This window comes from Ruegeria conchae (assembly GCF_000192475.1).
GTDB classification, from domain to species: Bacteria; Pseudomonadota; Alphaproteobacteria; order Rhodobacterales; family Rhodobacteraceae; genus Ruegeria; species Ruegeria conchae.
Map to the genome: position 1 here is coordinate 274,198 of NZ_AEYW01000013.1, position 25,268 is coordinate 299,465.

The window sequence follows — 25,268 nt, forward strand, 5'->3', positions numbered from 1 at the left end:
GAGAGGATAGGATCATGCCTTTTCCAAAACTCGGACAGGCCATTGTGGCCGGAGCAGTTGTATTGGCTCTGCTGGGCAGCCAGAGCCACGCCGGATCGGTGACAGGCACAGCGACATATCGTGAACGGATCGCTCTGCCACCGGACGCAACACTGTATGTCGAATTACAGGATATCTCGCGGGCGGACGCGGCTGCCGTGACACTGGCAGCGCAGCGCTACGCTCTGAACGGCGTGCCATCAGAGTTTGAGTTGTCGTTTGATGATGCGCTGATCCACGAAGGAATGACCTATGCGGTCCGGGGTGCAATCTATCGTGGAGAGGAGCTGCTGTTTACGACCGATACGATTCACCCGGTGTTGACCAACGGAGAAGGCAGTTCCGCAGACCTGATACTGGTGCAGGCGCACGATCAGAGCGCCGCGACACTAGAAGGCACTGAATGGGTGGCCATCGGAATAGATGGAGAGGTGTTGGACGCAAAGCGCCCGCCACAGCTTTCATTTGCTCAAGGCGGAGCGTTCGGCGGTACAGGCGGTTGCAATCGGTTTACCGGACAAGCCGAAATCATCGGCAATAGCATAGAATTTCCTGAGAATATGGCTGCCACTTTGATGGCGTGCCCACCAGAAATGGAAGAGATTGAAGATCAATTTCTAGCCGCTTTGCAAAGTGTAACCACTTATGCGGTTGCCGGTGACAGTCTGGTTATGCTCGACGCCGCAGGCGAACCTGTCCTGAAGTTTGTGCGCAACCAGTAATCAGGCCACGGCGCGGGACCGTCCCGCATTGCGGCCCGAGAAGATGCAACCGCCCAGAAACGTGCCCTCCAGCGCGTTGTATCCGTGGTAACCGCCACCGCCAAAGCCCGCGACCTCTCCGGCTGCAAACAGGCCGGGGACGACTTGGCCGTTTGCGCCAATCATCTGACTGTCGAGATTGGTCTGCAACCCACCAAGCGTTTTGCGAGTCAGAACATGCAATTTAACTGCAATCAAAGGGCCATTTGACGGATCGAGGAATTTGTGTGGCTTAGCGGTGCGGATCAACCTATCGCCCCGGTAATTGCGCGCGGCATGGATCGCCATCATCTGAGCGTCTTTCGAGAATGGGTTGTCGATCTGAGAATCCCTCGCCTCGATTTGCGTGCGCAAATACGCTTCGTCAATCAGTCCGCCGCCCAATTGGTTCATGCCACTGACCAATTCCGTCAGCGTGTTGGCAACAACGAAATCCTCACCCTTTTCCTTGAAAGCCTCGACCGGTCCAGTCGCCTTTGAGCCGGATAGAATGCGCTGTTGAATAACCTCTTTCCAGCTGCCCGAAGTGAAGTCCGGGTTCTGCTCGGACCCGGAAAGGGCAAATTCCTTCTTGATCACTTTCTGGGTCAGAACGAACCAACTGTACTCATAACCCGTCTTCAAGATTTCGCGCAGCGTGCCCAGCGTATCGAAGCCCGGCAGACAAGGGGGTTGCAGACGATTGCCGCACGCGTCAAACCACATCGAGCTTGGACCGGGCAGGATGCGAATACCGTGCGCGGGCCAGATCGGATCCCAATTGCGTACGCCTTCCGTATAGTGCCACATTCGATCACCGTTGATCACATGGCCGCCTGCTTTCTCGCTGATCGGGATCATCCGGCCATCGACATGAAAGGGCACACCAGCGATCATGTCTTTGGGTGGCTCACCCAATCGGTTTGTGGGCCAGTTTTTTCGCACCATTTCGAAGTTCCCACCGATCCCGCCGGAGGTGACGATGACCGAAGGCGCGTAGACTTCGAACTCGCCCACTTCGTCTCGATTGGTCTTGCCACCCCTCTGGACGCTATCATCGGCTAGGACCTCTCCGGATACGCCCTTGGCTGTGCCATTTTGCATAATGATATGGCTGACTTGGTGGCGGAACTTCAATTGGATTAGACCGGCACTGACATGATTCTGCACACGTCTGATAAAATGTTCCAACACTCCCGGGCCCGTGCCCCACGTGATATGAAAGCGCGGGACCGAGTTGCCATGACCATTGGCGTATGACCCACCGCGTTCGGCCCATCCCACGACCGGAAACCAGCGCAACCCCATGTCATACAACCACGGACGCATTTCACCTGCCGCAAACTCGACATAGGCATCCGCCCACTTGCGGGGCCAATTGTCCTCATCACGGTCGAACTGAGCGCTGCCCATCCAGTCGCGCAGTGCCAGATCGTAACTGTCGCGAATACCCATGCGACGCTGTTCCGGGGTGTCGACCATGAACAGACCGCCAAGGCTCCAAAACGCCTGCCCGCCAAGGAAGTGCTCCGGCTCCTGATCCACAATGATCACACGCTTACCGCGATCCCCCAACTCTGCCGCGGCAGCCAGACCGGCAAGTCCGCCGCCGACGACAATCGCGTCTGCTGTATTATCAGCCATCTGATCTCCTTTCAGCGGTTGCGGAACCAAAGGATAAAGGGGGTCACGACCACATACATCGTGATACCATAAACTGCGGCCGGAACGGCAAGCGGACTGAAGCCCGTTGTGGTGCCTGTGATCAGTGCCGCCAACGTAATCCCCATCGCCGAATTCTGTATGCCTGTTTCGACCGAAATGGTTTTCGCCTCTTCCCATGTCAGCTTGGCGATCCGCGCCAGCCCAAGTCCAATCAGTAGCAGCGCGATATTTAGCGCGATCAAAGCGGCCCCGATCGAACTGAGGTTCTCAATGAAGAACTGCCAATTTCCGGCTAGCGCTGCCAGAACGATCAGCACAAACAGGATCGAGGCAAGCGTGGACAAAGGGTTATCGATCCGAACTGCGAACTCTTTGGCAAAGTGGCGAATACTAACGCCTATCGCGACAGGCAACGTTGTGATCAGGAATAATGCGGTAGCAAGGGCGCCAATCGATACTTCCGGGGCGGTCTCACCCATGAAGTAATCGATGGACCACGCGGCCAGAATAGGAACTGTCACAATTGACAACAAGCTGATCACAGCCGTCAGGCTGACTGATAGCGCAACGTCGCCTTTGGCAAACTTTGCAAGGATGTTGCTGGTTACGCCGCCGGGACAAAAGCTTAGAAGCATCACGCCAACGGCAATCTCAGCGGGTAGCCCGAACATCGTGACGGTTGTGAAGGCAGCCAGTGGTATCAACACAACCTGACTGATCGCACCTATGGCGAATGGGTATCCGCGGGTAAGAACTCGGCGAAAATCAGCGGCCTCAAGCCCGATCCCGAGCGACAGCATGATAATGGCCAGCGAAAGCGGCAGGCCAACATTTATGAGCAGGTCCAAGAACAACTCCTCCCAAAGTCATTCGGGCCAGCCTATGCGAGGGGGTGTTAATCAGGCAATAACGCCGTTGGGTCACCCGTAGCGTTCGGCGAACCGTCGCAGGATTTCCCCAGGTTGTGTAACGTCCGCCGCGTGGCAGATTTCGATCAGGCGTTGTGCATCTTCGGGCGGGAAATACCCGTGATCTTTGTAGATGTTAATCCGCTGTTCAAAGTCCTTGGCATCCGCTTCGGGGTGGAACTGAGTGGCATAGACATTTTGTCCCCAGCGGATCATCTGGATCGGGCAGGGGGCCGAGGCGACCAGATGCACGCAGCCTTCTGGCAGGGATTGCACGGCCTCTTTATGGCCGACAAAGGCTTCAAACTGCGGAACTAGGCCAGCGGTCAGAGGATCCTGCGCGCCATCTTCGGTCAGTTGGCAATCCGATGGTCCAACCGGTTCGCCGAATTGCCGTTTGCTGACATCACCGCCCAGGTGCGCCGCGAGAATTCCCAGGCCATAGCAGCATCCCATAAACGGGTGATCCTGTGCCGTGATTTGAGGCATCAATCCCATGATCGCGCCCTCGATCTTGGCATCCAATGTAGATTTTCTTGCCGGATCGTCGCTGACGCAACCCGGGCCTCCGCCAACGATCACACCGGCGTAGTCGGTAACGTCCAGCCCTTCGGGCAGGTCTTCGCAATCCAGCCGGATGCGGTGGGTTTGCGAAGGTTCAAGGCCGGTTTTGTCCAGAATTGAGGCGTACTCAGCATCCGAAGCATCGGTTTCTGGGCGGAGTTGCAGGATCAGAAAGCGTTTCATGCGCTGCCTTTACCCGTCAAAGCGGCCAGAACACAAGGATCGAGGGGATTGATACGGCGATGATCAATATCTCTAGCGGTAGGCCCATGCGCCAATAATCCCCGAAATGATAGCCTCCGGGACCCAGCACTAGCGTGTTGTTCTTATGACCAATCGGTGTGAGGAATGCTGCCGAGGCTGCCACGGCCACTGTCATCAGGAATGGATCGGGCGAGACCTCAAGCGTGCGCGCCATCTGTATCCCGACGGGGGCTGCAACAATTGCAGTGGCCGTGTTGTTGAGTACGTCCGACAGGGTCATGGTGACCACCATCAGCACAGTCAGGATCGCCCATGCAGGCAGACCGTTTGTCAACTGGATCAGTGCGTTCGCTATCAGTTCAGTGCCGCCGGATGTTTCCAATGCGCTTCCCAGCGGGATCATCGAACCCAGCAATACCACCACCGGCCACTCAATGTGATTGTAAATATCCGCAATCGGGATGATCTTGGTGAGCACATAGGCCACAACGACCAGACCCAAAGCGATGGGTAGATAGATCAGCCCGATGCTAGCGGCCAGTACGGCTGTTGCGAACAGGCCGATGGCGAGCCACGCTTTTTCGTTGGCGGTGACGTTCAGGCCGCGTGCCGCCAAGGGCAAACAGCCGAGCCACTCGGTCACGTCCGCGCCCCGGTCACGCGGGCAGAGCAGAAGCAGGATGTCACCCGCCTCAACTTCGGTCTTCCGGACTTGTTCCGTGATGCGACGGCCCTGACGAGAAATCCCCATCAGCACCGTGCTCTGTCGCCAGGCCAACCCCAGCGCCTGCGCGGTGCGTCCAGTGATGCGGGCGCTTTCGGGGGCAACGACCTCGATTACCTCAAGCCCGTCGCCCTCGGCAGTCAACACCTCTTGCCGCTTTGTGTCTGAAAAATCGAGATTAAGCGCAGCGCGGAATTCGTCCAACGCTTCGGGTCGGGCTTCAAGCACAAGCGCGTCACCTTCCCGCAAAGTGGTGTGGGTGGACCTGCCATAGCGCCGCTTGCCATCCCGGATCAGGCCGATGATGGCGACGTCGGATTTCTCTGCCGCCTCATAAAGCTCGCTAACGCGCTTGCCGATATGGGGTGACTCAGGCGGGACGGTCAGTTCGGCGATGTACTCGGCCAGAACTTCCGATGCTTCTTCCTGGACGCCACGATTGGGGATCAATCGCCAACCCACCAAGGCCACAAAGGCCAGACCGGCGATGGCTGCGATCCCGCCAACCGGGGCAAAGTCGAACATCCGAAATGGCTCGCCCAGAGTTTCGGCGCGGATTGAGGCGATAATGATATTGGGCGGTGTGCCGATGAGCGTGGCCATGCCTCCAAGAATGGTGGCAAAGCTTAGCGGCATCAGGCTAAGACCTACCGAACGCCCCGCCTTGCGAGCGGTTTGGATGTCGACTGGCATTAGCAACGCCAGCGCGGCAACGTTGTTCATAAAAGCGGACAGAACTGCGCCGATCCCGCCCATCAGCGCGATATGCGCGCCCAGACTGCGCGAGGCATCAACCAGTGTCCGTGTAATCAGGAACACCGCGCCCGACCGAACCAGACCCGCAGAGACCACAAGAACCAGTGCTACGATAATCGTTGCTGGATGGCCAAACCCGGCGAAGGCGTTCTCGACCGGGACAACGCCCAGCGTCACTGCAATCATAAGGGCAGTGAACGCGACGAGGTCATATCGAAACCGCCCCCAAAGCAGCATTCCAAATACGGCAATGAAAAGGGAAAAAAGAATAATCTGATCTGTCGTCATATCGCCACCATAGCCAAGGGCGAAGGCAGGGCAAGCCGCTCTCTTGATCCTGCCCCCCGCAAACGTCTATATGAGCGCCGAACACGCAATCACGAATGACGAGGACGCACCATGGCAGGCCATTCCAAATGGGCCAATATCCAGCACCGCAAGGGACGTCAGGACGCCGCGCGGTCCAAACTGTTTTCCAAACTGTCGAAAGAGATCACCGTTGCCGCCAAGATGGGCGACCCCGATCCCGACAAGAACCCGCGTCTGCGTCTGGCGGTAAAAGAGGCCAAGTCGAACTCGGTTCCCAAGGACGTGATCGACCGGGCCATCAAGAAATCTGTTGCGGGCGAAGGGGATGAATACGAAGAAATCCGGTACGAGGGCTATGGCCCAAATGGTGTGGCCGTGATCGTCGAGACGATGACGGACAATCGCAACCGCACCGCATCGACCGTGCGTTCGACGTTTTCGAAGAATGGGGGCAATCTGGGTGAAACCGGCTCGGTTGGGTTCATGTTCGACCGCAAGGGTGAAGTTGTCTATCAGGCGGATGCTGGCGATGCGGATACGATCTTTGAAGCCGCGATCGAGGCCGGGGCCGAGGATGTCGAAAGCTCGGAAGATGGTCACATCATCTGGTGCGCCGATACAGATCTGAACGATGTATCGAATGCGCTAGAGACCGCGCTAGGCGAATCCGAATCCACCAAGCTGGTCTGGAAACCCACAACCACGACCGAATTGGGTCTGGAAGATATGCAGAAACTGATGAAATTGGTGGATGCATTGGAAGACGATGACGACGTCCAGCGGGTTACGACCAATTTTGAGGCGACAGACGAGGTCATGGCCCAGCTCTGACGCGTCGGGCAATCGTTGGTTAATTAGAACCCGGCCTTTGGCTGGGTTTTTCTGTTGCAGGGCTACGCCTAACAGAAACTTTGGTCCCTAAGGTCCTTGCATTTATGATCAGATCAATGACGCTGAAAAATCTGAATAAGTAACCATAGGCGCATTACGCAGACCAAGAAATGGCGACGAACACGACCGATCCTGCCCGAAGAAATGTGCCGGTCATAGCTGGCCAGAGCATCCTGTCACAGGTTGCGTGGACTCTGGGCAGCCCCTCTGTTGTTTTGCCCTTTCTTGCGATCTCGTTAGAGCTGCCGATGTTCCTTGCGGCGGCATTAGTTTCTATTCGCATGTCGGGCAGTATGATCTCTGACCTCGTTCTGGCGCGTCCTATCGCGGCGCAGGTTCGCAAGAAACGCGGTATCGCCCTGACCGAAATAGGATTGGGCGGCTGCCTTTTGATGGCCTTGGCCATCGCGGCAACCGGCAGCGTTACACTGACCGCTATCGCCTTTGTTGCGGCGTTTTTCCTGATCGGACTGATTGAAGAGAGCCAATCCTTGATGTTGTCCGATCTGTTCGGTGATCATCTGAAATCGAAATCTCGCATGATTATCCGATATCTCCAATTGGGTGCCGGTGGTCTTTGCGCGATCGGATTGGTGTTATTGATCCACGAGATCACAAAAGAATATCCGCCATTTTCGCGACATTCTGCTGTAATCGCAGCATCGGTTTCGTTCTTCCTGTTTTCTGCGCTGTGCATTCTCGGAATGGCAGAGAGTGCCCCCGAAAAACCTGAAGATGGAAACATCAAGATTTCCAGCCGTCAATCGCTGCGGAGTATTATTTCCGGCATTGTTGAAATGTTCGAATACCCTTGGTTCCGTCGTTATATGGCGATGCGGCTTCCTTTGGTTGTTGTATCGCTGTCGGTCCCGTTCTTTGCGCTTATCGCTGCAGAGGCACACCATACTTCTGCAAAGGGGCTGACGGCCATGATCATTTCGTCCGCATCCGGGTATCTGGTTTCGGCGCCGTTGTGGCAGTTGGTGAACATGAAGTCTCACCGCGCGGTGATGGTCTCGGGCAACCTGATGGTCGCAGCAACCGGGATCGTTCTGCTAGCCTTCCACTATGCCCACATTGACCACGAAGTTCATCTGCACGCGATTGCATTGTTTGTCGTCTCGGTCGCAACAACCGGAATATCAAGCGCGCGGAAGCTCTATTTTCTGGACATTGCCCCCAAAGAACAACGTATTCAGGGTGCTGCAGCCATCAAGTCTATGTGTCGGTTAACGGCCGTTGCATTATCGGCTGCGTTGGCCGCAGTTGCCCATATGCACGAGGTTGCATCAGCTATTGTGTTCATCGTGCTTGTCAGTATTTGGGCAGCGTTTTCCTGTTACCGAATTGCGCAGCCGCAACAGAAGGCGGATACGCAGGCATAAGGTCAGTCTGTTGTGATGAGCGCCTGGGCTGCAACACGACGAACTGCCTTGGTCAACGGTGCAAGGGCAGGGGCAAGCACCCGCCCGATCTGCCAGGTCAGTTCCACATCCAATGGCGCGCCGGGAATAACCTCGCAGAGTTGACCTTTTACAATTGCAGGGCGCGTAAGGCTTTCAGGGTTCATCCCCCAGCCCAAGCCTGCAATCGCTGCCTCAACAAAGCCGTTTGTGGAAGGCATAAATTGCGTCGGTGGCGCAAGCCGACGTCCTATCTGTTTACTTATCCAGGTTTTCTGCAAATTGTCTTTGCTATTGAAAGTCAGACAAGGTGCCAGCGACAACGAGTTTGCCGATACGCCATCGCTGAACCAGCGCTCCATGAACGCGGGGCTGGCGGTTGGCAGATAGCGCAACGCGCCCAGCGCAAATGAATCGCATCCAGTGACGGCTTGTCCACCGACGGTAATCGCCGCGCTGACCTCGCCGCGCCTCAGCCATTCGGCCGAGTGATCCTGATCGTCAATCACCAGATCGAACAAAAGGTCGCCAGCCTTTGCCATCGCGTCGATAAACCATGTCGCCAGAATGTCGGCAGGAAGTGCAATCCGCACGCGGGTAGGGCCTTCGCGCTCATCTAAGGTCAGCTCTCGTGCGAGCTTTGCTTCAAGCAGGCCAATATCTTCGGCATGACGCGCAATCCGCAAGCCAGCAGGTGTTCCGGTGCAAGGGGAACCGCGATGTATCAGAGCGGCTCCAACACGATCTTCCAAAGCCTTGATGCGTTGAGAGATTGCGGAGGGGGTCACAGACAATTCAGCTGCTGCCGCATCAAAGCTTCCATGGCGCAATATTGCAGACAGCGCTGAAAGATGATGCGGGTCCAGGAGCATTAGATTTTCTTAATTCAGATTACAAACATTAATTTGATAGGGCCCCGGGATGGCTATAGTCAACGGCCAACAACAGGAGGTCGCATGTTCCCATCAATGATCGCAGGATTTGCCCTTAGCTTCAGCCTTATCTTGGCGATTGGCGCTCAGAACGCTTTTGTTCTGCGTCAGGGGCTGCGACGCGAGCATGTCTTTCCTCTCTGCATGACCTGCGCGGTTTCGGACGCAATTCTGATTGCGGCTGGGGTGGCTGGATTTGGCACACTGGCGCAGGCCGCGCCGTGGTTTGAAACGGTAATGCGCTATGGAGGCGCGATCTTTCTGACATGGTATGCTTTGCGCAGTTTCCAGTCCGCCTGGCGAGGGGGCGCAATGTTGGACACCGATGCAGGGCAGCGTACCAGTTTGCGCGCGGCTATGCTGACCGTCTTGGCCTTCACATGGCTTAACCCTCATGTGTATCTGGATACTGTGGTATTGATCGGATCGATTTCTGCCCAATACGATGACCGAATGGGGTTTGCTATTGGTGCAGTATCCTCTAGCTTCGTGTTCTTCTTCTCACTGGGATATGGTGCGCGCGTTCTTTCACCGATCTTTGCGCGCCCGCGTGCATGGCAAATACTCGACGTACTGATCGGCATCGTGATGCTGGGTATTGCGATGAAACTTGTTATCATGTGAAGGGTTGTTCCCGAATAGAAAACGGTGTTCAACCGTCGGTATGACTTCACCAAACGATCAGCAGCGCCCGCTTGTCGGCATGTTCTGGATGCTTTCGGCAGGTCTGTCTTTTGTGGGCATGAATGCTCTGGTGAAAGTGCTCGGGACCAGTATGGATCCAATTCAGGCCGCATTTTTGCGGTATGTTTTTGGGCTGGTTTTTCTTATTCCCGCGTGGCGTGCGTTGATTGGAACGCCGCTGTCCACTCGTAACTTGACCCTGTTTGGTTTGCGAGGTGTGATTCACGCGATAGCGGTTATGCTCTGGTTCTATGCCATGACACGCATTCCGCTGGCCGAAGTAACGGCAATGAATTACATGACGCCGATCTATGTTACTCTGGGTGCCGCGCTTTTCCTGGGAGAGCGGCTCGCTGTTCGTCGAATCGCAGCAATCGTTGTTGCGATTGTTGGGGTTGTCATCGTACTGAGACCCGGATTTCGCGAGGTATCGCCGGGACATCTGGCGATGTTGGGTACGGCCTTGGCACTTGGAGGTTCTTATCTGCTGGCTAAAGTTATGGTGCGTGATATTCGCCCATCGGCAGTAGTTGCGCATCTTTCTATCTGGGTCACGATTGCCTTGATACCTTTTGCTGTCGCCGTATGGCAGCCACCTTCCATGCGTGATTTGGGCATTCTGGTTGTCGTTGCCAGCTTTGCCACGGCTGGGCACTATTTCATGACGCTCGCGTTGCAAGCTGCCCCGGTAGCCGTGACTCAGCCCGTGACATTCCTGCAGTTGATTTGGGCGACGTTGCTTGGCACATTGGTTTTCCATGAGGGTGTCGACATCTGGGTTGTTGTCGGAGGCTCTCTGATCCTGGCAGCCGTCAGTTTTATCACTTGGCGCGAGGCGATACTTAGTAAGGGCAAAGCTACTCCGCCGACCCCGCTCCAGGGTTCAGAAACACCCGCCCAGAGTCGTTATTGATTGACGAGTCAATATAAAGCGCTTAGCTTCTCTTACACTCAAGCAGGGTAGAGAGGCGAAGATGCCAAAACTCGGAATGGAGCCGATCCGGCGGGATGCGATCGTAAAGGCGACGATTGCCGAACTTGGCGTACAAAAATCCCTCGATGTGACCGTCAGCCAGATTGCCAAGCGTGCGGGAATGTCCAGCGCATTGGCCCATCACTATTTCGGTGGGAAAGAGCAGATATTCCTTGCTGCTATGCGCCGTATCCTTTCGGATTTCGGAGCAGAAGCGCGCACCCAGCTTGGTTCCGCCAAGCCTGAAGAACGTGCGCAGGCCATCATCCGCGCCTGTTTTGCGCCATCCTGTTTCACGCCGGACGTGATTGCAGCATGGATGACCTTTTATGTTCTGGCGCAAACCAACGATGACGCGCTTAGACTTTGGCAAATCTATCAGGCCCGGATCCGCTCAAATCTCATCCATGCGCTACGCCCGCTAATGCGCGATCCGACCGAAGCCGCCGAAGACATGATTGCTCTGATCGATGGGCTGTACATCCACGCTGCTTTGAACGCCCCGCAAGAGCCGCAGTTGGCCGTGAACCATGCGCTGCGGGTTATGAAAGTTTTCCTAGAGGCCGAAAAATGACAAAGCCGAATATTCTGATCCTAATGGTGGATCAGCTCAACGGGACCCTCTTCCCCGACGGTCCCGCGGAATGGTTGCATGCGCCAAACCTGAAAAAACTGGCGGCAAAATCAACGCGCTTCGCGAATACATACACGGCGTCGCCACTGTGCGCGCCGGGGCGGGCCAGCTTTATGTCTGGCCAGTTACCCTCGCGGACAGGCGTCTATGATAATGCGGCTGAATTCCGCAGCGATATTCCGACCTATGCGCACCATCTTCGCCGCGCTGGGTATTACACTTGTCTATCAGGTAAGATGCACTTTGTTGGTCCCGACCAGTTGCACGGGTTCGAGGATCGCCTAACCACCGACATCTATCCAGCCGATTTCGGCTGGACACCGGATTATCGTAAACCCGGTGAGCGTATCGACTGGTGGTATCATAACGTGGGATCGGTCACCGGGGCAGGCGTTGCCGAGATATCCAACCAGATGGAATATGACGACGAGGTTGCCTATAACGCCAAAGCCAAATTGTATGATCTGGCGCGTGGGAAAGATGAACGCCCTTGGTGTGTAACCGTCAGCTTCACGCACCCACACGATCCGTACGTGGCGCGTCGTAAATATTGGGATCTGTATGAGGATTGTGAGCATCTTGAGCCACAGATCTCGGATTTGGGCTATGACAATCAGGACCCGCATTCCAAGCGTATTTTTGATGCAAATGACTGGCGCAGTTTCGACATAAAGACCGATGATATCCGCAAATCCCGCCGCGCCTATTTCGCCAACATCTCTTATCTGGACGACAAGATCGGCGAGATATTGGAAGTGCTGGAATCCACGCGGCAAGAGGCCATCATCCTCTTTGTCTCGGACCATGGCGACATGTTGGGCGAGCGTGGATTGTGGTTCAAGATGACTTTCTTCGAGGGGTCCTCGCGAGTGCCCTTGATGATTTCGTCGCCCGATCTTCCAACTGGCCGGATCGATACACCGGTATCAACGATCGATGTCACACCAACACTTGGGGCGCTCGCCGGCGTAGATATGGCCGAAATCGCTCCGTGGACTGATGGCGAAGACCTTGTGCCTTTGGCGAAGGGCAATGAACGAACAGCTCCTGTCGCGATGGAATACGCGGCAGAAGCCTCCTACGCGCCTTTGGTTTCGCTTCGGTATGGAAAGTGGAAGTACAATCGCTGTGCATTGGACCCGGACCAGCTTTTTGATCTTGAAGAGGACCCTCACGAGCTGAAAAACCTGGCGAGCCAACCCGAGCACGCGGGCACCCTGCAGTCCTTAAGCGCCAAATCCGAGGCGCGTTGGGACCTTGAGCGATTTGATTCTGATGTAAGGGCCAGTCAGGCCCGTCGGTGGGTAGTTTACGAAGCGCTGCGGGAAGGCGGTTATTACCCGTGGGATTACCAGCCGCTGCAGAAAGCATCCGAACGCTACATGCGCAATCACATGGATCTAAACGACGTTGAAGAAAGCCAACGCTTCCCGCGGGGCGAATAACGTTCACTTTTTCAAAATACTTCCGCCAGAGGCGATTAAGATTTTTCGCCGAAAAATCTTAGCCTGCGTGGAAATGGAGACACGAATATGGAAGCAGATTTTGTCATCGTTGGCGCTGGGTCCGCCGGTTGTGCGATGGCGTATCGACTAAGTGAGGCCGGTGCCTCGGTTCTGGTGATCGAACATGGCGGCACCGATGCGGGCCCATTCATCCAGATGCCAGCCGCTCTCAGCTATCCGATGAACATGTCGCGCTATGACTGGGGCTATAAATCCGAGCCCGAGCCTTATTTGAACAATCGCCGCCTTGTTTGCCCGCGCGGCAAGGTGATTGGCGGGTCTTCGTCGATCAATGGAATGGTCTATGTGCGTGGCCACGCACGGGATTTCGACACCTGGGCGGATATGGGTGCGGATGGTTGGTCCTATGCGGATGTGCTGCCGTACTACAAACGCATGGAAACCTGGCATGATGGTGGCCATGGTGGCGATCACGCATGGCGCGGGACTGACGGGCCATTGCATGTGTCGCGCGGACCCCGTGAAAACCCGCTGTTCAAAGCCTTTGTCGATGCGGGGCAGCAGGCGGGATATGAGGTCACCGGAGATTACAACGGTGAAAAACAAGAAGGCTTTGGGCCGATGGAGCAGACCGTCTGGAAAGGACGGCGTTGGTCGGCGGCAAATGCCTATCTGAAGCCCGCTTTGAAACGTGAAAATTGTGACATTGTTCGGGGTCTCGCCGCACGCGTGGTGATCAATGACGGCCGCGCCACCGGCGTCGAATTGATCCGTGGCGGCAAGAAAGAAATTATTGGGGCAAGGCGTGAGGTCATATTGGCCGCGTCATCTATCAATTCTCCCAAGTTGCTGATGCTGTCGGGGATCGGTTCTGCGGCGCATTTGACTGAACATGGAATCGAAGTGGTCGCGGATCGACCTGGTGTCGGCGCCAATTTGCAGGACCATCTTGAGCTATACATCCAGCAAGCCTCGCTGCAGCCGATCACGCTCTACAAACATTGGAACCTGATCAGCAAAGGCTTGATCGGGGCGCAGTGGCTGTTCACAAAAACCGGCCTGGGCGCGTCGAACCAGTTCGAGAGTGCGGCGTTCATTCGCTCGAAACCTGGTGTCGAATATCCCGACATTCAGTACCATTTCCTCCCTATCGCGGTGCGTTATGACGGTCAGGCAGCGGCTGAGGGGCACGGTTTCCAAGCGCATGTGGGACCAATGCGTTCGCCGTCTCGGGGGGCTGTCACACTGCGCTCGGCACGGGTTGAGGATGCCCCAGTGATCCGTTTCAACTACATGAGCCATGATAAGGACTGGGAGGATTTTCGGTCATGCATACGCCTGACGCGCGAAATCTTCGGGCAGGATGCTTTCAAGCCGTTTGCCGGCAAGGAGATCCAGCCGGGTAAAGACGTACAGACGGATGAGCAGCTTGACGCGTTCATCGCGGAGCACGCGGAAAGCGCCTATCATCCCTGTGGATCCTGCCGAATGGGGCGCGCGGATGACAAAAGTGCAGTTGTTGACCCGCATGGTCGTGTGATTGGGGTGGACAGGCTGCGCGTCGCGGATAGTTCGATTTTCCCTCAGATTACCAACGGAAACCTGAATGCGCCATCGATTATGGTAGGGGAAAAAATGTCGGATCACCTGCTGGACAAGGAGCCATTGGCTAAAGCAAATGACGCACCTTGGATCAGCCCGAGATGGGCCACGGCGCAACGTTGATTCGGTTCTACCAATTGAGGTATCACGCAAAGAATTCTCAAGGAATTTGATTGGCGTCAAAGCGGTGTGAGACAACCATGTTTATCTCTCCGAAGTAACGCAACATTGAGGAGTTAACAGGATGTCGCACACCCCGCATGAACTGGCTGAAGAGTTTCCCGATAAGATCGACACCATAAGCCAGCTCAAGCAAACGGACGCCCATTTTGCGAGGCTTGCGGATGAATATCATGAGGTCAATCGCGTAGTGCACCGAGCTGAAACCAATGTTGAGCCAATGGAAGAGTTGGCCGAGGTTGAGTTGCGCAAGAAACGAGCTGTTCTCAAGGATCAAATCTGGGCGATCCTATCAAAAAGCTGACGGACAGGCGGGGGCTCTGCCCCCGTCGCGGCAAGCCGCGACTCCCCCGGAGTATTTCAGGCCAGATGAAGATCAGGTGACTTCGTATGGAAGGATACTGCGGATATCGGAGTTGATGGTCAGGCGGCGTTCGAGTGGCGGTACTGAACGCTGATGACAGGTCTGGCGTTCGCATATGCGACAGGAGATGCCGATCGGTTCGTATGCACTGGCGTTGTTAATATCGAGATTGTCGGCGTAGACCAAAGCTTCGGCGTGGCGCACTTCGCACCCCAATGCGATGGCATAGCGACGAACGGGTGCGCCGAAGGAACCGCCGGATTTCGATACATCGCGCGCCAGTGAGATATATCGTACACCGTCTGGTGTTTCTGCCAGCTGCTGCAGAAAGTGGCCCGGAGTTTCAAAGGCACGGTGAACGTTCCACAAGGGGCAGGCCCCGCCGAAGCGTGCGAATTGAAGCCGAGTGGCCGAATGGCGTTTAGTGATCGTTCCGGCCTGATCGACCCGGACAAAGAAGAACGGGATGCCTTTGGCCCCCGGTCGCTGCAAGGTGGAAAGACGGTGCGCGACCTGTTCGATGGATGCCCCGAACCGATTGCTGAGCAATTCCAGATCGTGACGATAGTCCTGCGCAGCACTTAAGAACAGACCATATGGCATCAGGGACGCCCCGGCGAAGTAGTTTGCGAGGCCAATCTTGGCAATCGCACGGGCCTCTTCACTTTGGAAGCGCGCGAAGTCGAGCGTTGCCTCAAGCAGTTTGTCCTGACTGATCAGCGCGACCTGCAGCAAAAGCTGGAAGACTTGTGTTTGCGGAGCTGCGCGTGAAGAAAGGCGCAGTGTCTTATCATCCGCGTTGTAGCTACGTAGGATCTCGGTATCGGTGAAGGTGACGTGGATTCCTCGTTCGGTCAGGCTGTTGATCGCTGCCTGACGAATGCCACCGAATTCATCAGCGCGACTTGCGAACCGTTCAGCTGCCCGGTCAACGGCGTCAATGTAATTGTCGCAATAGTGAAAGAAATCACGCACTTCTTCCCAAGGGCTGGCTTGAATGCGGGCGTCTTCCCGACCTAATGCTTCGTCCAAAGAAGCCAGACGTTCATGAGTTTGGCGATAGCTTCGATGCAATTCAATGAATGCGCGGGCCAGCGCTGGGGCATTTGATGCGGTCAGCCGCAGGTCAGCCAATGGGGGCATGGTGTCAGCAAAAACCGGATCGGCAAGCGCCTCGCGCATGTCCGAAACCAGGCGCTCACTATCGCCCGTGCTAAGCTCGGTCACGTCCATGCCGAACTCTTGCGCCAGCGCCAAAACAACTGTCGTTGAAATCGGACGGTTGTTGTTCTCCATCTGGTTTAGATATGGCAGAGAAACGCCTAGTTTTGTTGCAAATTCCTTTTGGGTCAGAGATAGCCGGGTCCGCATCTCACGCAGTTTTGCGCCTGCATAGAGTTTTTGAGTAGCCATGTTAGTTCTTTGCAACTTAACTGATTGCTCAAGTTAACTTTGCAAACCTATTGGCGCAAGCCCTCTAAAGCCCCAGTTGCTTCTCGCGCCAGATTACGCTGCTGATAGCGCAAATCGCCAGAATGGAGGTTGCCAGCATCAGCCAGAGCAATGGCATTGCACCTGTCTCGCGTGTCAGCAATGCGCCCGCCCACGCGCTGAGGGCAGCGCCGCCGCCGAGCATGATCGCTCCGCTGAGGCCTGATGCGGTGGCTGCCAGATGAGGCCGGACAGACAATGACCCGGCTGTCGCATTGGGTATCGACATGCCGTTGCCAAGCCCAACAAAGGTCATCAGGCCAAAGAAACTGAGCGCGGTGCCAATGCCCGCTAAAAATAGGGAAGCGGAAATGGCTACGCCGATAGCATTCAGCCAGCATCCCCAGAGGACCATTCGGTTCACGCCAAAGCGTACAGAATAACGACCACTGATGAAGTTTCCGAAGAAGTAGCCAAGTGCGGGCGCGCCAAAATATATGCCAACTTCTGCTGCTGTCATGCCGAACACTTCGGTTCCGATGAAAGGTGCTCCACCGAGATATGCGAAGAACGCCCCAGACGAAAACGCAGAAGAGAGCGAGTAGCCCCAGAATCGGGGGGAGGCCAAAAGCTCGGGATATTCGCGGAATTGTTGTACCAAAGTTTTGCCGCTGGCAGCGGCGGTTTCGCCGAAATCACGGTAGGTAAGCAACAGGGCCAGTGCGCCCAACGCAAAGGGCAGCCAAAAATTCGCTTTCCAGCCGAACGCCTCTTCAAGCAGACCGCCAACTGCAGGTCCGATCATTGGGACGACGGCCATGCCCATTGTGACATACCCAAGCATCGATGCGGCTTTGTCCTGGGTGTACATGTCCCGCACCGCTGCACGGCTAAGAACGATGCCAACGACGATCACGGCCTGACTCATGCGGAATGCCAGAAAGACCTCGATCGTTGGTGCGTAGATGCAGCCCAGAGTCGCCAACAGGAACAATGCGAGCCCCCATAGAAGAACAGGCCGGCGCCCCGCCTTGTCGGCGATGGGACCGATTATGATCTGTAAGACCGCGTTGACCAAAAGATACAATGCAATCGATAGCTGCATCAGCTTGTAATCTGCCTCAAAGTAGGCGGCCATGAAGGGGAGACTGGGTAGGAACAAGTTCATGCTCAGCGCTGACAGGCCCGACAACAATATTAGCGTTGTAAGGGTCGGGGGTGTCCGGCTGATGGATGTTGAACTGAACTGCATGGTTCACACTTAGAACTTAGTTTGGGGGAATGCCAAGAGCGGGTTTGTGATGTTACATAACTTTACAAATTTGCAATTACCACCTGCTTGATTTTCTTATGTTTGCAAATTTGCTGAAAACTTCTTTGGTCTCGGTATTCGTATCGTTATGGTCCCGCAAAATCTCATGGGAGACTACCGTCATGAAAGACATCCTTTCCGAACTCGAGGGCCGCCGCAACGATGCACGCTTAGGGGGTGGACAACGGCGCATTGACGCACAGCATGCCCGAGGCAAGTTGACAGCGCGCGAGCGGATCGAGCTGCTGGTGGATGAAGGCAGCTTCGAAGAGTTTGACATGTTTGTCAGCCATCGTTGCACCGATTTCGGAATGGAAAAGCAAAAGCCAGCCGGTGATGGCGTGGTCACTGGTTGGGGCACGATCAACGGCCGGATGGTCTATGTCTTCAGTCAGGACTTTACCGTGTTTGGCGGCTCGCTGTCCGAAACGCATGCGCAGAAGATTTGCAAGATCATGGATATGGCGGTTCAGAATGGAGCGCCGGTGATCGGGATCAATGACTCGGGTGGCGCGCGCATTCAGGAAGGCGTTGCCTCGCTGGCGGGGTATGCCGAAGTTTTCCAACGCAACATCATGGCCTCGGGCGTGGTGCCTCAGATCAGTGTGATCATGGGGCCATGCGCTGGTGGTGCGGTCTATAGCCCTGCGATGACCGACTTTATATTCATGGTCAAAGACACCTCATACATGTTTGTGACTGGTCCGGATGTCGTAAAGACTGTCACAAATGAGGTCGTTACCGCCGAGGAACTGGGTGGGGCTTCGACCCACACCAAAAAATCCTCGGTTGCGGACGGGGCGTTCGAAAACGATGTTGAGGCGCTGGCCGAGGTCCGCCGGTTGGTCGATTTCCTGCCGCTCAACAATCGCGAAAAGCCTCCGGTTCGTCCCTTCTTTGATGAGCCGGGTCGGATCGAGACGTCGCTGGACACTCTGATCCCAGATAATCCTAACACGCCCTACGACATGAAGGAGCTCATCACCAAAGTCGCGGACGAGGGCGACTTCTACGAAATACAGGAAGATTACGCCAAGAACATCATCACCGGTTTTATCCGCCTTGAAGGACAAACCGTAGGCGTTGTGGCAAACCAACCGATGGTTCTTGCCGGGTGTCTGGATATCGACAGCTCGCGCAAAGCTGCGCGTTTTGTACGGTTCTGCGATTGCTTTGAAATTCCGATCCTTACGCTCGTCGACGTGCCGGGTTTTCTTCCGGGGACCTCACAGGAATATGGCGGCGTGATCAAGCATGGCGCGAAACTGCTGTTTGCTTATGGAGAGGCAACAGTGCCAAAGGTCACGGTGATCACGCGCAAAGCATATGGCGGTGCTTATGACGTGATGGCATCGAAGCATCTGCGCGGGGATTTCAACTATGCATGGCCCACGGCCGAGATCGCAGTGATGGGTGCAAAGGGCGCAACCGAGATCATCCATCGCGCTGATCTTGGAGATGCGGATAAGATCGCGCAGCACACGCAGGATTACGAAGACCGGTTTGCCAACCCCTTTGTCGCTGCCGAGCGTGGCTTTATCGATGAAGTGATCATGCCACACTCAACCCGCCGTCGCGTATCGCGTGCCTTTGCCAGTCTGCGCGGAAAGCAGCTGAAGAACCCATGGAAAAAGCACGATAATATCCCGCTCTAAGAGTTAGATGGAACAAACCGATTTGCTTCATGATCGACTTGATTGGACATAAAAGCGCGTTTGCCGCGCAAGCAAGTTCGGAGGGACTGGCTCGCGCTGGACGCTTCCTGGGGAGCGCGCTTGCATTGGCGATGTCTATGACTAGTTCGGTTCAGGCAAGTAATCTATTGCCCGTGCCATCGGGTCAGCCAGTAGAGCTCAGCAATGTACTGCTTGATACCAATCCCGGGGAACTCTGGGTTCGTTTCAGGTTTATTGCTCCCAATATCGGGGCGACCGTGGGCCGCATCACCTATGATGTCGCAGTGATCGACATGGAGCATCTGTGCCAGACGCTGGCGGTCCCTTACGTGGCGCAGCACGATCTGGATCCTGCGCGTGTCGTGATTTCTTTCTCGGATCGACCGCTGGAGTTCGGCACGTCCGAGCCAGATGCGACCCAGTTTTTTGAGGCCTATCGGCTGGAACAATCCCAATGTATCTGGGAGGGACTCTGACCATGAGAGTACGCGATCTCGGTCACAGGGTGCCCATATACAACTCAGAGGTTCATATCGTGTTTTCATCCCGGCAGGGTCGTCTGCACCCATGTAATTTCAATGCCTTAACCAGCGAGGTGTCGAAATGCTGAAACACCGTGGCTTCCCCGGCCGCTTGGCCGGAACTGACTTTCAGTTCACGATCCGGCGCGCCAATCCCAAGGGAGTGACTCCCTTGACCAGGCGCGAACGTTTTCGGGACCGCAAGCCTGCAGATAGGCGTGCAGATGCCGCATTCATGGAAGCGCTATGGGCGCAGTTTGGTGATCAGCCGTTCGAGCGTGGTAACCTGGATGCAGGCCGACTGAGTTGGCTGTTCGAGCGGGAAGTGATCGCCGCTGAAGATCCGTTTGACCCTGCCAGCTATGACGCGCTGTTGGTGATCGACCCGGAGGTTGCTCGTCAATCGTTTCCAGAAATCTTCGACGGGGTGCGCTGAATTTGCCCACCGCAGCTGCATATCAAGTTCGACCAACCCAAATTGGTGGAGCCCTGCCCGCGAACAGGCAGGGCACTTGGGGCAAGTCAGAAGTTCAGCTGTGCGGCCAACTGAATACGGTTGCCATCGAAAGTGTCACCCGAAATCGTATCGTTCCGCTCGCCATAGATGTATTCGGCGCTCAATGTCAGATTGTCAGTTGCTTTGTAGAACGCATTGACATGGATGGTCTCAAGCTCGGTGAAGGACAAACTTCCTGTCGAGGTGGGCAGGTCGTAATCTTCCTTACCGTAGGAGATGCCCACGTTCCATTTGGGGGTCAAATCTTGACGAAACTCGATGGTATACCCGTCGACATCGTTCGCCTGACCGCCAACAATCGCGTCACCCAAACCGATCAGGTAGGGGCCGATCGCTTCACCGTTGACGTAGTTGACTTGGAACAGGCCACCTTGCCAGGGACGGATCGAACCAGAAAGGGTAAAGCCGGTCTGATCCACTTCGACATCGCCGGATTGGGCTTTGCCGTACAAAACCGAGGCGCGCGCCAGGTATTTGCCGTCGTTATACTCGACCGCACCAGTCAGCACCGGATCATCCGAGTTCGAACCTCCGACGTTTTCCTCTACAGAAACAGCAAAGGTGGTATTCGATCCGAAGCCGTTAGTGTATCGAACCTGAGGAACACGGGCAAAAGGGATGCCGACCGGTCCATTGAACTCAACTGTGGTGGGGTAAGTGTCCAGAGGCTGGAAATTAGTCCAGTACTGACCGATGAGCCATTGTTCACCAATCCGGATATTCGCGTGACGAATGCGGAATTCTGCTGTACCGCCCGAGCCGAAAGCATCCACTTCGATCTGACCCTGGATGTCGCCAATGCCGCTTGGTGTGTTGGTACGCAGTCCGATTCGCGATTGCCGAACGGTGGCGCCAAATGTGCCATCGGTTTCGGCCGAGGGCTCACCTATGACATTCACAAACGCTGTGTCGCCCTGATCATATTCGAAGTCGTAGAAGAAATCGGCTTTGACATAGCCATAGACGTCCAGCGTGGTGTTTCCGATCCTCAGATCACCGGTCCCGGCTCCGGGCTTGGACGATTCCAAAGCCTCGACTCTTGCGCGAAGCGCATCGAGTTCAGCCTGAGTTTGTGCATCTTGCGCCAAGGCCTGCATTCCGGTCACGGAAAGCGTGCTGGCAGCAAGCAGGCTAGCAGTTTTGCCCTTTATTATCATGGGGATATTTCCTTGTTTGCGAGTGTGCACCGGCACCGTTTCACGCATAAGAGCCCGGGGAAAATCACCAATCTGCGAGGAATTCTGCGCAGTTTTTCAAGTAACCGTGTCAAGAATGGCTCGTGCTTTCACAGCTCGGTGAAAGCTCAGGATAAGCGCCTGGCCCCTGTAGATTTTCTTAGTGGACTTCCGAAAGCAACGCGTGAGGTATACCGCCGTGTTGGCCATCATCCGGCCGAGTATCGTCACATGAACGTGACTGGCATGAGCAGGGAATTCGGGGGTGCAGGGCGATATGGTGTCGGCGCAAAGTTGCGCGGACGCGCTGCCGGTGGGCAAGTTTTAGCCGGAATCTCAAACGGAAACGAAGATGGGTTTGCGCTGCAAATTGTGCTGTGCACAGTGAAGGGGCCGTGCGGCTCTACTTTGCCTGCGTCGCACAAGCACCTACTATTCCGTACCCCTTCCTTCCGCGGGCAGGCTTGTGTTCCCCACAGAGCTCTGTCCGCGGTTTTCTTTTTGGCGAACACAGTCCAAAAACGGCAAGAAACTGCGCAATTCAGTGGTTTGCAACCTCTGTTATTGCATAACAATGCCGGAATTCGGCATCTGCCCTCAAAGACTTTGAGAAACCAAAAAGGGCAGAAAACATGCAAAAATCACGAATCTTCCTTGCGTTGGCGACATGCGCCGGCCTTGTGGCCTGTGGTGACACAACGGGCGAGCAGGCGATCCTTGGTGGCGGCGCAGGCGCGGTCGGGGCTGCGGTCCTCAATGCAGATCCGCTGTTTGGCGCAGCGGTCGGTGCTGCGGGGAACGTGCTGTACTGCAAAACCCAAAACACCTGTAACTAACGCTGAATTTATCGGGGCAGCCAACACCCCGTCCGTCATCACGCATCACGCCGTCGTGGGGTCAACACCCTGAGGCGGCGTTTTGCGTTTCCAGAACTTCAATCCAAAGGACGTTCCATGTTCAACAAGATCCTGATCGCAAACCGGGGCGAGATTGCCTGCCGGGTCATCAAGACTGCCCGCAAGATGGGCATTGGCACGGTCGCCATCTATTCTGATGCTGACAGGAACGCCCTGCACGTGTCGATGGCGGATGAGGCCGTGCATATAGGTCCACCACCGGCCAATCAGTCATACATTGTCATCGACAAGGTAATGGACGCCATCCGTCAAAGTGGTGCGCAGGCTGTCCACCCCGGCTATGGCTTTCTGTCCGAGAATTCCAAGTTTGCTGAAGCGCTGGATGCCGAAGGCGTCGCCTTTGTCGGCCCACCGGTTGGTGCGATCGAAAGCATGGGTGATAAGATCACCTCGAAGAAGATCGCACAGGAGGCCGGGGTTTCGACGGTCCCCGGCTACATGGGGCTGATTGAAGACGCTGATGAGGCGGTGAAGATATCGAACGATATCGGGTATCCGGTGATGATCAAGGCCAGCGCTGGCGGCGGTGGTAAGGGCATGCGGATCGCGTGGAATGATGAAGAAGCGCGGGAAGGCTTCCAATCTTCCAAGAACGAGGCTGCAAATTCCTTTGGCGATGACCGGATTTTCATTGAGAAATTCGTGACCCAACCGCGCCACATAGAAATTCAGGTCCTGTGCGACAGCCATGGCAACGGCATCTATTTGGGCGAGCGTGAATGCTCGATCCAGCGCCGGAACCAGAAGGTTGTAGAAGAGGCGCCTTCGCCCTTCCTTGATCCTGAAACCCGAAAAGCGATGGGAGAACAGGCGGTCGCGCTGGCCAAGGCCGTGGACTATGCCAGTGCTGGAACGGTCGAATTCATCGTGGATGGGGAAAAGAACTTTTACTTCCTTGAAATGAACACCCGCCTTCAGGTGGAACACCCTGTGACCGAGCTGATTACCGGTGTTGATCTGGTGGAACAGATGATCCGTGTGGCTGCTGGTGAAAAGCTGACCATCACTCAGGATAACGTGACCTTGACGGGTTGGGCCATCGAGAACCGTCTTTATGCCGAGGATCCGTATCGCGGCTTCTTGCCCTCGATTGGCCGCCTGACCCGTTATCGCCCACCGCAGGAAATCGCCGCTGGCCCGTTGCTGGTGAATGACAAATGGCAAGGCGATGCGCCCAAAGGGGATAGCGCTGTACGTAACGATACCGGCGTCTATGAAGGCGGCGAGATCAGTATGTATTATGACCCGATGATCGCCAAGCTGTGCACTTGGGCGCCGACCCGCGAGCAGGCGATCGAAGCCATGCGTGTGGCGCTCGACAGTTTTGAGGTTGAAGGCATCGGTCACAATCTACCGTTCCTGTCAGCGGTTATGGACCACCCGAAATTCGTTAGCGGTGATATGACGACCGCCTTCATCGCCGAGGAGTATCCTGACGGATTTGAGGGTGTGGAATTGCCTGAAGCTGACCTGCGCCGAGTCGCTGCATCGTGCGCAGCGATGCACCGCGTGGCCGAGATTCGCCGTACACGGGTGTCGGGGCGGATGGACAATCATGAACGCAAGGTTGGAACAGATTGGGTCGTCTCGCTGCAAGGGCAAGAGTTCGAGGTTGCGATAGAGGCCGATCAGGATGGCTCCACCGTGTCGTTTGCAGATGGCACGAAGCACCGTGTCGCCTCCGATTGGACACCGGGTGATCAGCTTGCAGTGCTCGATGTCGATGGCAGCCCACTGGTTCTGAAGGTCGGCAAAGTGTCGGGCGGATTTCGCGTCCGCAACCGCGGCGCGGATCTCAAGGTGCATGTTCGCACCCCACGTCAGGCCGAATTGGCCCGGATGATGCCCGAGAAGCTGCCGCCTGATACATCCAAGATGCTGCTCTGCCCGATGCCCGGCCTGATCGTGAAGATCGATGTCGAAGTGGGGCAGGAGGTACAGGAGGGTCAGGCGCTTTGCACCGTCGAGGCGATGAAGATGGAGAACATCCTGCGCGCTGAGAAGAAAGGCGTTGTCTCCAAAATCAATGCTGGTCCCGGCGACAGCCTTGCCGTTGACGATGTGATTATCGAGTTCGAATGATCATGCGCGCGCCTGTTTCATACCTTTCAAGGTTCTCGGCGGCTTCCGTCGGGACTTTAAGGCAAGGTGCAGGTGTTCAGCCGCCTTCGCGTCGTTCGCGAATTTCGCGTTCACGCAAGGGCGTCTTGTCAATCGAGCGGCCTATCTCGCGCACGCTCCATGGGCTGGGTTTGCGCAGTTTCACTACACCATCCTTGTCGACAAATACCATCTGGAAACCGCGTGGTCGCAGTTTTGACCGTATCGGAGATCGTGCCGACGGATCGGTATCAGTCAATACGATTACGTCGCGATCACGCATTGCCGCTTCGCCCTCCAACAGCATGTCAATCTGTTGCTGGAACCTTGGGTCTGCAGGGGTATCGGCAAATACAACGATCGGGCGATGGGTCCAGAGAAAATCGCTCAGATCGCTGTCATCTACGGGACGCACAAAGCTGTCATCCGCAGGGGCATTCGCGTCCGCGGCCAAGGCGGCCAGCGGGAATAGTGCCGAGAAAACAAGGGCAAGCGTGCGTGTCATATGGCCTCCTGTTCTGTTGAATATAGCCTCTGCGCGGACGAATGCGACTGGCGAAATGTCTGCGGACATCAAAAAA

23 protein-coding genes are annotated in these 25,268 nt (G+C 55.7%); 14 read left to right on the forward strand and 9 right to left on the reverse strand.

Features of this window, described 5'->3' with window-relative positions:
- The first annotated feature begins 14 nt into the window (after nucleotides 1-14).
- A complete protein-coding gene (locus tag G7G_RS0113250; RefSeq protein WP_010441917.1) occupies nucleotides 15-761 on the forward strand; it encodes a YbaY family lipoprotein in 747 nt (248 codons plus the stop codon).
- Here the strand turns inward: G7G_RS0113250 and G7G_RS0113255 are convergent, their stop codons facing one another.
- The 4 genes from G7G_RS0113255 to G7G_RS0113270 all read right to left on the reverse strand — a co-directional run bounded on the left by G7G_RS0113255 (nucleotide 762) and on the right by G7G_RS0113270 (nucleotide 5,888).
- On the reverse strand, nucleotides 762-2,423 hold the full coding sequence (locus G7G_RS0113255; RefSeq protein WP_010441918.1) for an FAD-binding dehydrogenase: 1,662 nt from the start codon (nucleotides 2,421-2,423) through the stop codon (nucleotides 762-764).
- An 11-nt stretch (nucleotides 2,424-2,434) separates the two neighbouring features.
- On the reverse strand, nucleotides 2,435-3,292 hold the full coding sequence (locus G7G_RS0113260; protein ID WP_010441919.1) for a bile acid:sodium symporter family protein: 858 nt from the start codon (nucleotides 3,290-3,292) through the stop codon (nucleotides 2,435-2,437).
- Nucleotides 3,293-3,364: 72 nt separating this feature from the next.
- A complete protein-coding gene (locus G7G_RS0113265; RefSeq protein ID WP_010441920.1) occupies nucleotides 3,365-4,099 on the reverse strand; it encodes a glutamine amidotransferase in 735 nt (244 codons plus the stop codon).
- A gap of 16 nt (nucleotides 4,100-4,115) precedes the next feature.
- The gene (locus G7G_RS0113270; protein WP_010441921.1) at nucleotides 4,116-5,888 is read right to left on the reverse strand and encodes an SLC13 family permease; all 1,773 of its coding nucleotides are present in this window, start codon (nucleotides 5,886-5,888) and stop codon (nucleotides 4,116-4,118) included.
- A 111-nt stretch (nucleotides 5,889-5,999) separates the two neighbouring features.
- On the opposite strand from G7G_RS0113270, the gene G7G_RS0113275 reads away from it, so the two are divergent.
- Complete coding sequence (locus G7G_RS0113275; RefSeq protein WP_010441922.1) at nucleotides 6,000-6,740, forward strand: YebC/PmpR family DNA-binding transcriptional regulator; 741 nt, start codon at nucleotides 6,000-6,002, stop codon at nucleotides 6,738-6,740.
- A 170-nt stretch (nucleotides 6,741-6,910) separates the two neighbouring features.
- A complete protein-coding gene (locus G7G_RS0113280; protein ID WP_010441923.1) occupies nucleotides 6,911-8,185 on the forward strand; it encodes an MFS transporter in 1,275 nt (424 codons plus the stop codon).
- A gap of 2 nt (nucleotides 8,186-8,187) precedes the next feature.
- On the opposite strand, the gene G7G_RS0113285 is transcribed toward G7G_RS0113280, so the two are convergent.
- Nucleotides 8,188-9,075 (reverse strand): LysR family transcriptional regulator ArgP, encoded by an 888-nt coding sequence (locus G7G_RS0113285; protein ID WP_010441924.1) that lies wholly within the window; start codon nucleotides 9,073-9,075, stop codon nucleotides 8,188-8,190.
- An 84-nt stretch (nucleotides 9,076-9,159) separates the two neighbouring features.
- Here G7G_RS0113285 and G7G_RS0113290 point away from each other — a divergent pair, with 84 nt between their 5' ends.
- The 6 genes from G7G_RS0113290 (at nucleotide 9,160) to G7G_RS0113315 (ending at nucleotide 14,978) form a co-directional block, all read left to right on the forward strand.
- Nucleotides 9,160-9,759, forward strand: a complete 600-nt coding sequence (locus G7G_RS0113290) for a LysE/ArgO family amino acid transporter (RefSeq protein ID WP_010441925.1) — start codon at nucleotides 9,160-9,162, stop codon at nucleotides 9,757-9,759.
- A gap of 40 nt (nucleotides 9,760-9,799) precedes the next feature.
- Nucleotides 9,800-10,732, forward strand: coding sequence for a DMT family transporter (locus tag G7G_RS23030; RefSeq protein ID WP_010441926.1), 933 nt, complete (start codon nucleotides 9,800-9,802; stop codon nucleotides 10,730-10,732).
- Between the two features lie 61 nt (nucleotides 10,733-10,793).
- Nucleotides 10,794-11,366, forward strand: a complete 573-nt coding sequence (gene betI, locus G7G_RS0113300; protein ID WP_010441927.1) for a choline-binding transcriptional repressor BetI — start codon at nucleotides 10,794-10,796, stop codon at nucleotides 11,364-11,366.
- On the forward strand, nucleotides 11,363-12,871 hold the full coding sequence (gene betC / locus G7G_RS0113305; RefSeq protein ID WP_010441928.1) for a choline-sulfatase: 1,509 nt from the start codon (nucleotides 11,363-11,365) through the stop codon (nucleotides 12,869-12,871). The genes betI and betC overlap by 4 nt, the downstream gene beginning before the upstream one ends.
- A gap of 87 nt (nucleotides 12,872-12,958) precedes the next feature.
- Complete coding sequence (gene betA / locus G7G_RS0113310; protein WP_010441929.1) at nucleotides 12,959-14,617, forward strand: choline dehydrogenase; 1,659 nt, start codon at nucleotides 12,959-12,961, stop codon at nucleotides 14,615-14,617.
- A gap of 121 nt (nucleotides 14,618-14,738) precedes the next feature.
- Complete coding sequence (locus G7G_RS0113315) at nucleotides 14,739-14,978, forward strand: HP1242/YdcH family protein (protein ID WP_010441930.1); 240 nt, start codon at nucleotides 14,739-14,741, stop codon at nucleotides 14,976-14,978.
- Between the two features lie 72 nt (nucleotides 14,979-15,050).
- Here the strand turns inward: G7G_RS0113315 and G7G_RS0113320 are convergent, their stop codons facing one another.
- Nucleotides 15,051-16,451 (reverse strand): helix-turn-helix domain-containing protein, encoded by a 1,401-nt coding sequence (locus G7G_RS0113320; protein ID WP_010441931.1) that lies wholly within the window; start codon nucleotides 16,449-16,451, stop codon nucleotides 15,051-15,053.
- Between the two features lie 64 nt (nucleotides 16,452-16,515).
- Nucleotides 16,516-17,721, reverse strand: a complete 1,206-nt coding sequence (locus tag G7G_RS0113325) for a multidrug effflux MFS transporter (RefSeq protein WP_029621991.1) — start codon at nucleotides 17,719-17,721, stop codon at nucleotides 16,516-16,518.
- 182 nt (nucleotides 17,722-17,903) lie between these two features.
- Here G7G_RS0113325 and G7G_RS0113330 point away from each other — a divergent pair, with 182 nt between their 5' ends.
- From G7G_RS0113330 to G7G_RS0113340, 3 genes are all read left to right on the forward strand, one after another.
- Nucleotides 17,904-19,436, forward strand: a complete 1,533-nt coding sequence (locus tag G7G_RS0113330) for an acyl-CoA carboxylase subunit beta (protein ID WP_010441934.1) — start codon at nucleotides 17,904-17,906, stop codon at nucleotides 19,434-19,436.
- A 29-nt stretch (nucleotides 19,437-19,465) separates the two neighbouring features.
- Nucleotides 19,466-19,933, forward strand: a complete 468-nt coding sequence (locus G7G_RS0113335; protein ID WP_010441935.1) for a DUF6497 family protein — start codon at nucleotides 19,466-19,468, stop codon at nucleotides 19,931-19,933.
- A gap of 127 nt (nucleotides 19,934-20,060) precedes the next feature.
- Nucleotides 20,061-20,414: a hypothetical protein gene (locus G7G_RS0113340; protein WP_010441936.1), complete on the forward strand. Its 354-nt coding sequence runs from the start codon at nucleotides 20,061-20,063 to the stop codon at nucleotides 20,412-20,414.
- A gap of 86 nt (nucleotides 20,415-20,500) precedes the next feature.
- On the opposite strand, the gene G7G_RS0113345 is transcribed toward G7G_RS0113340, so the two are convergent.
- On the reverse strand, nucleotides 20,501-21,652 hold the full coding sequence (locus tag G7G_RS0113345; RefSeq protein ID WP_010441937.1) for a DcaP family trimeric outer membrane transporter: 1,152 nt from the start codon (nucleotides 21,650-21,652) through the stop codon (nucleotides 20,501-20,503).
- Between the two features lie 650 nt (nucleotides 21,653-22,302).
- Here G7G_RS0113345 and G7G_RS0113350 point away from each other — a divergent pair.
- Both G7G_RS0113350 and G7G_RS0113355 read left to right on the forward strand, forming a co-directional pair.
- Nucleotides 22,303-22,506 carry a hypothetical protein gene (locus G7G_RS0113350; protein ID WP_010441938.1) on the forward strand — a complete coding sequence of 68 codons (204 nt, stop codon included), beginning with the start codon at nucleotides 22,303-22,305 and terminating at the stop codon, nucleotides 22,504-22,506.
- A 117-nt stretch (nucleotides 22,507-22,623) separates the two neighbouring features.
- A complete protein-coding gene (locus G7G_RS0113355) occupies nucleotides 22,624-24,669 on the forward strand; it encodes an acetyl-CoA carboxylase biotin carboxylase subunit (protein WP_010441939.1) in 2,046 nt (681 codons plus the stop codon).
- A 76-nt stretch (nucleotides 24,670-24,745) separates the two neighbouring features.
- Here G7G_RS0113355 and G7G_RS0113360 read toward each other — a convergent pair whose 3' ends face one another.
- Entirely contained in the window at nucleotides 24,746-25,192 is a 447-nt protein-coding gene (locus G7G_RS0113360) for a DUF4174 domain-containing protein (RefSeq protein ID WP_010441940.1), read from the reverse strand.
- Nucleotides 25,193-25,268: the final 76 nt, after the last annotated feature.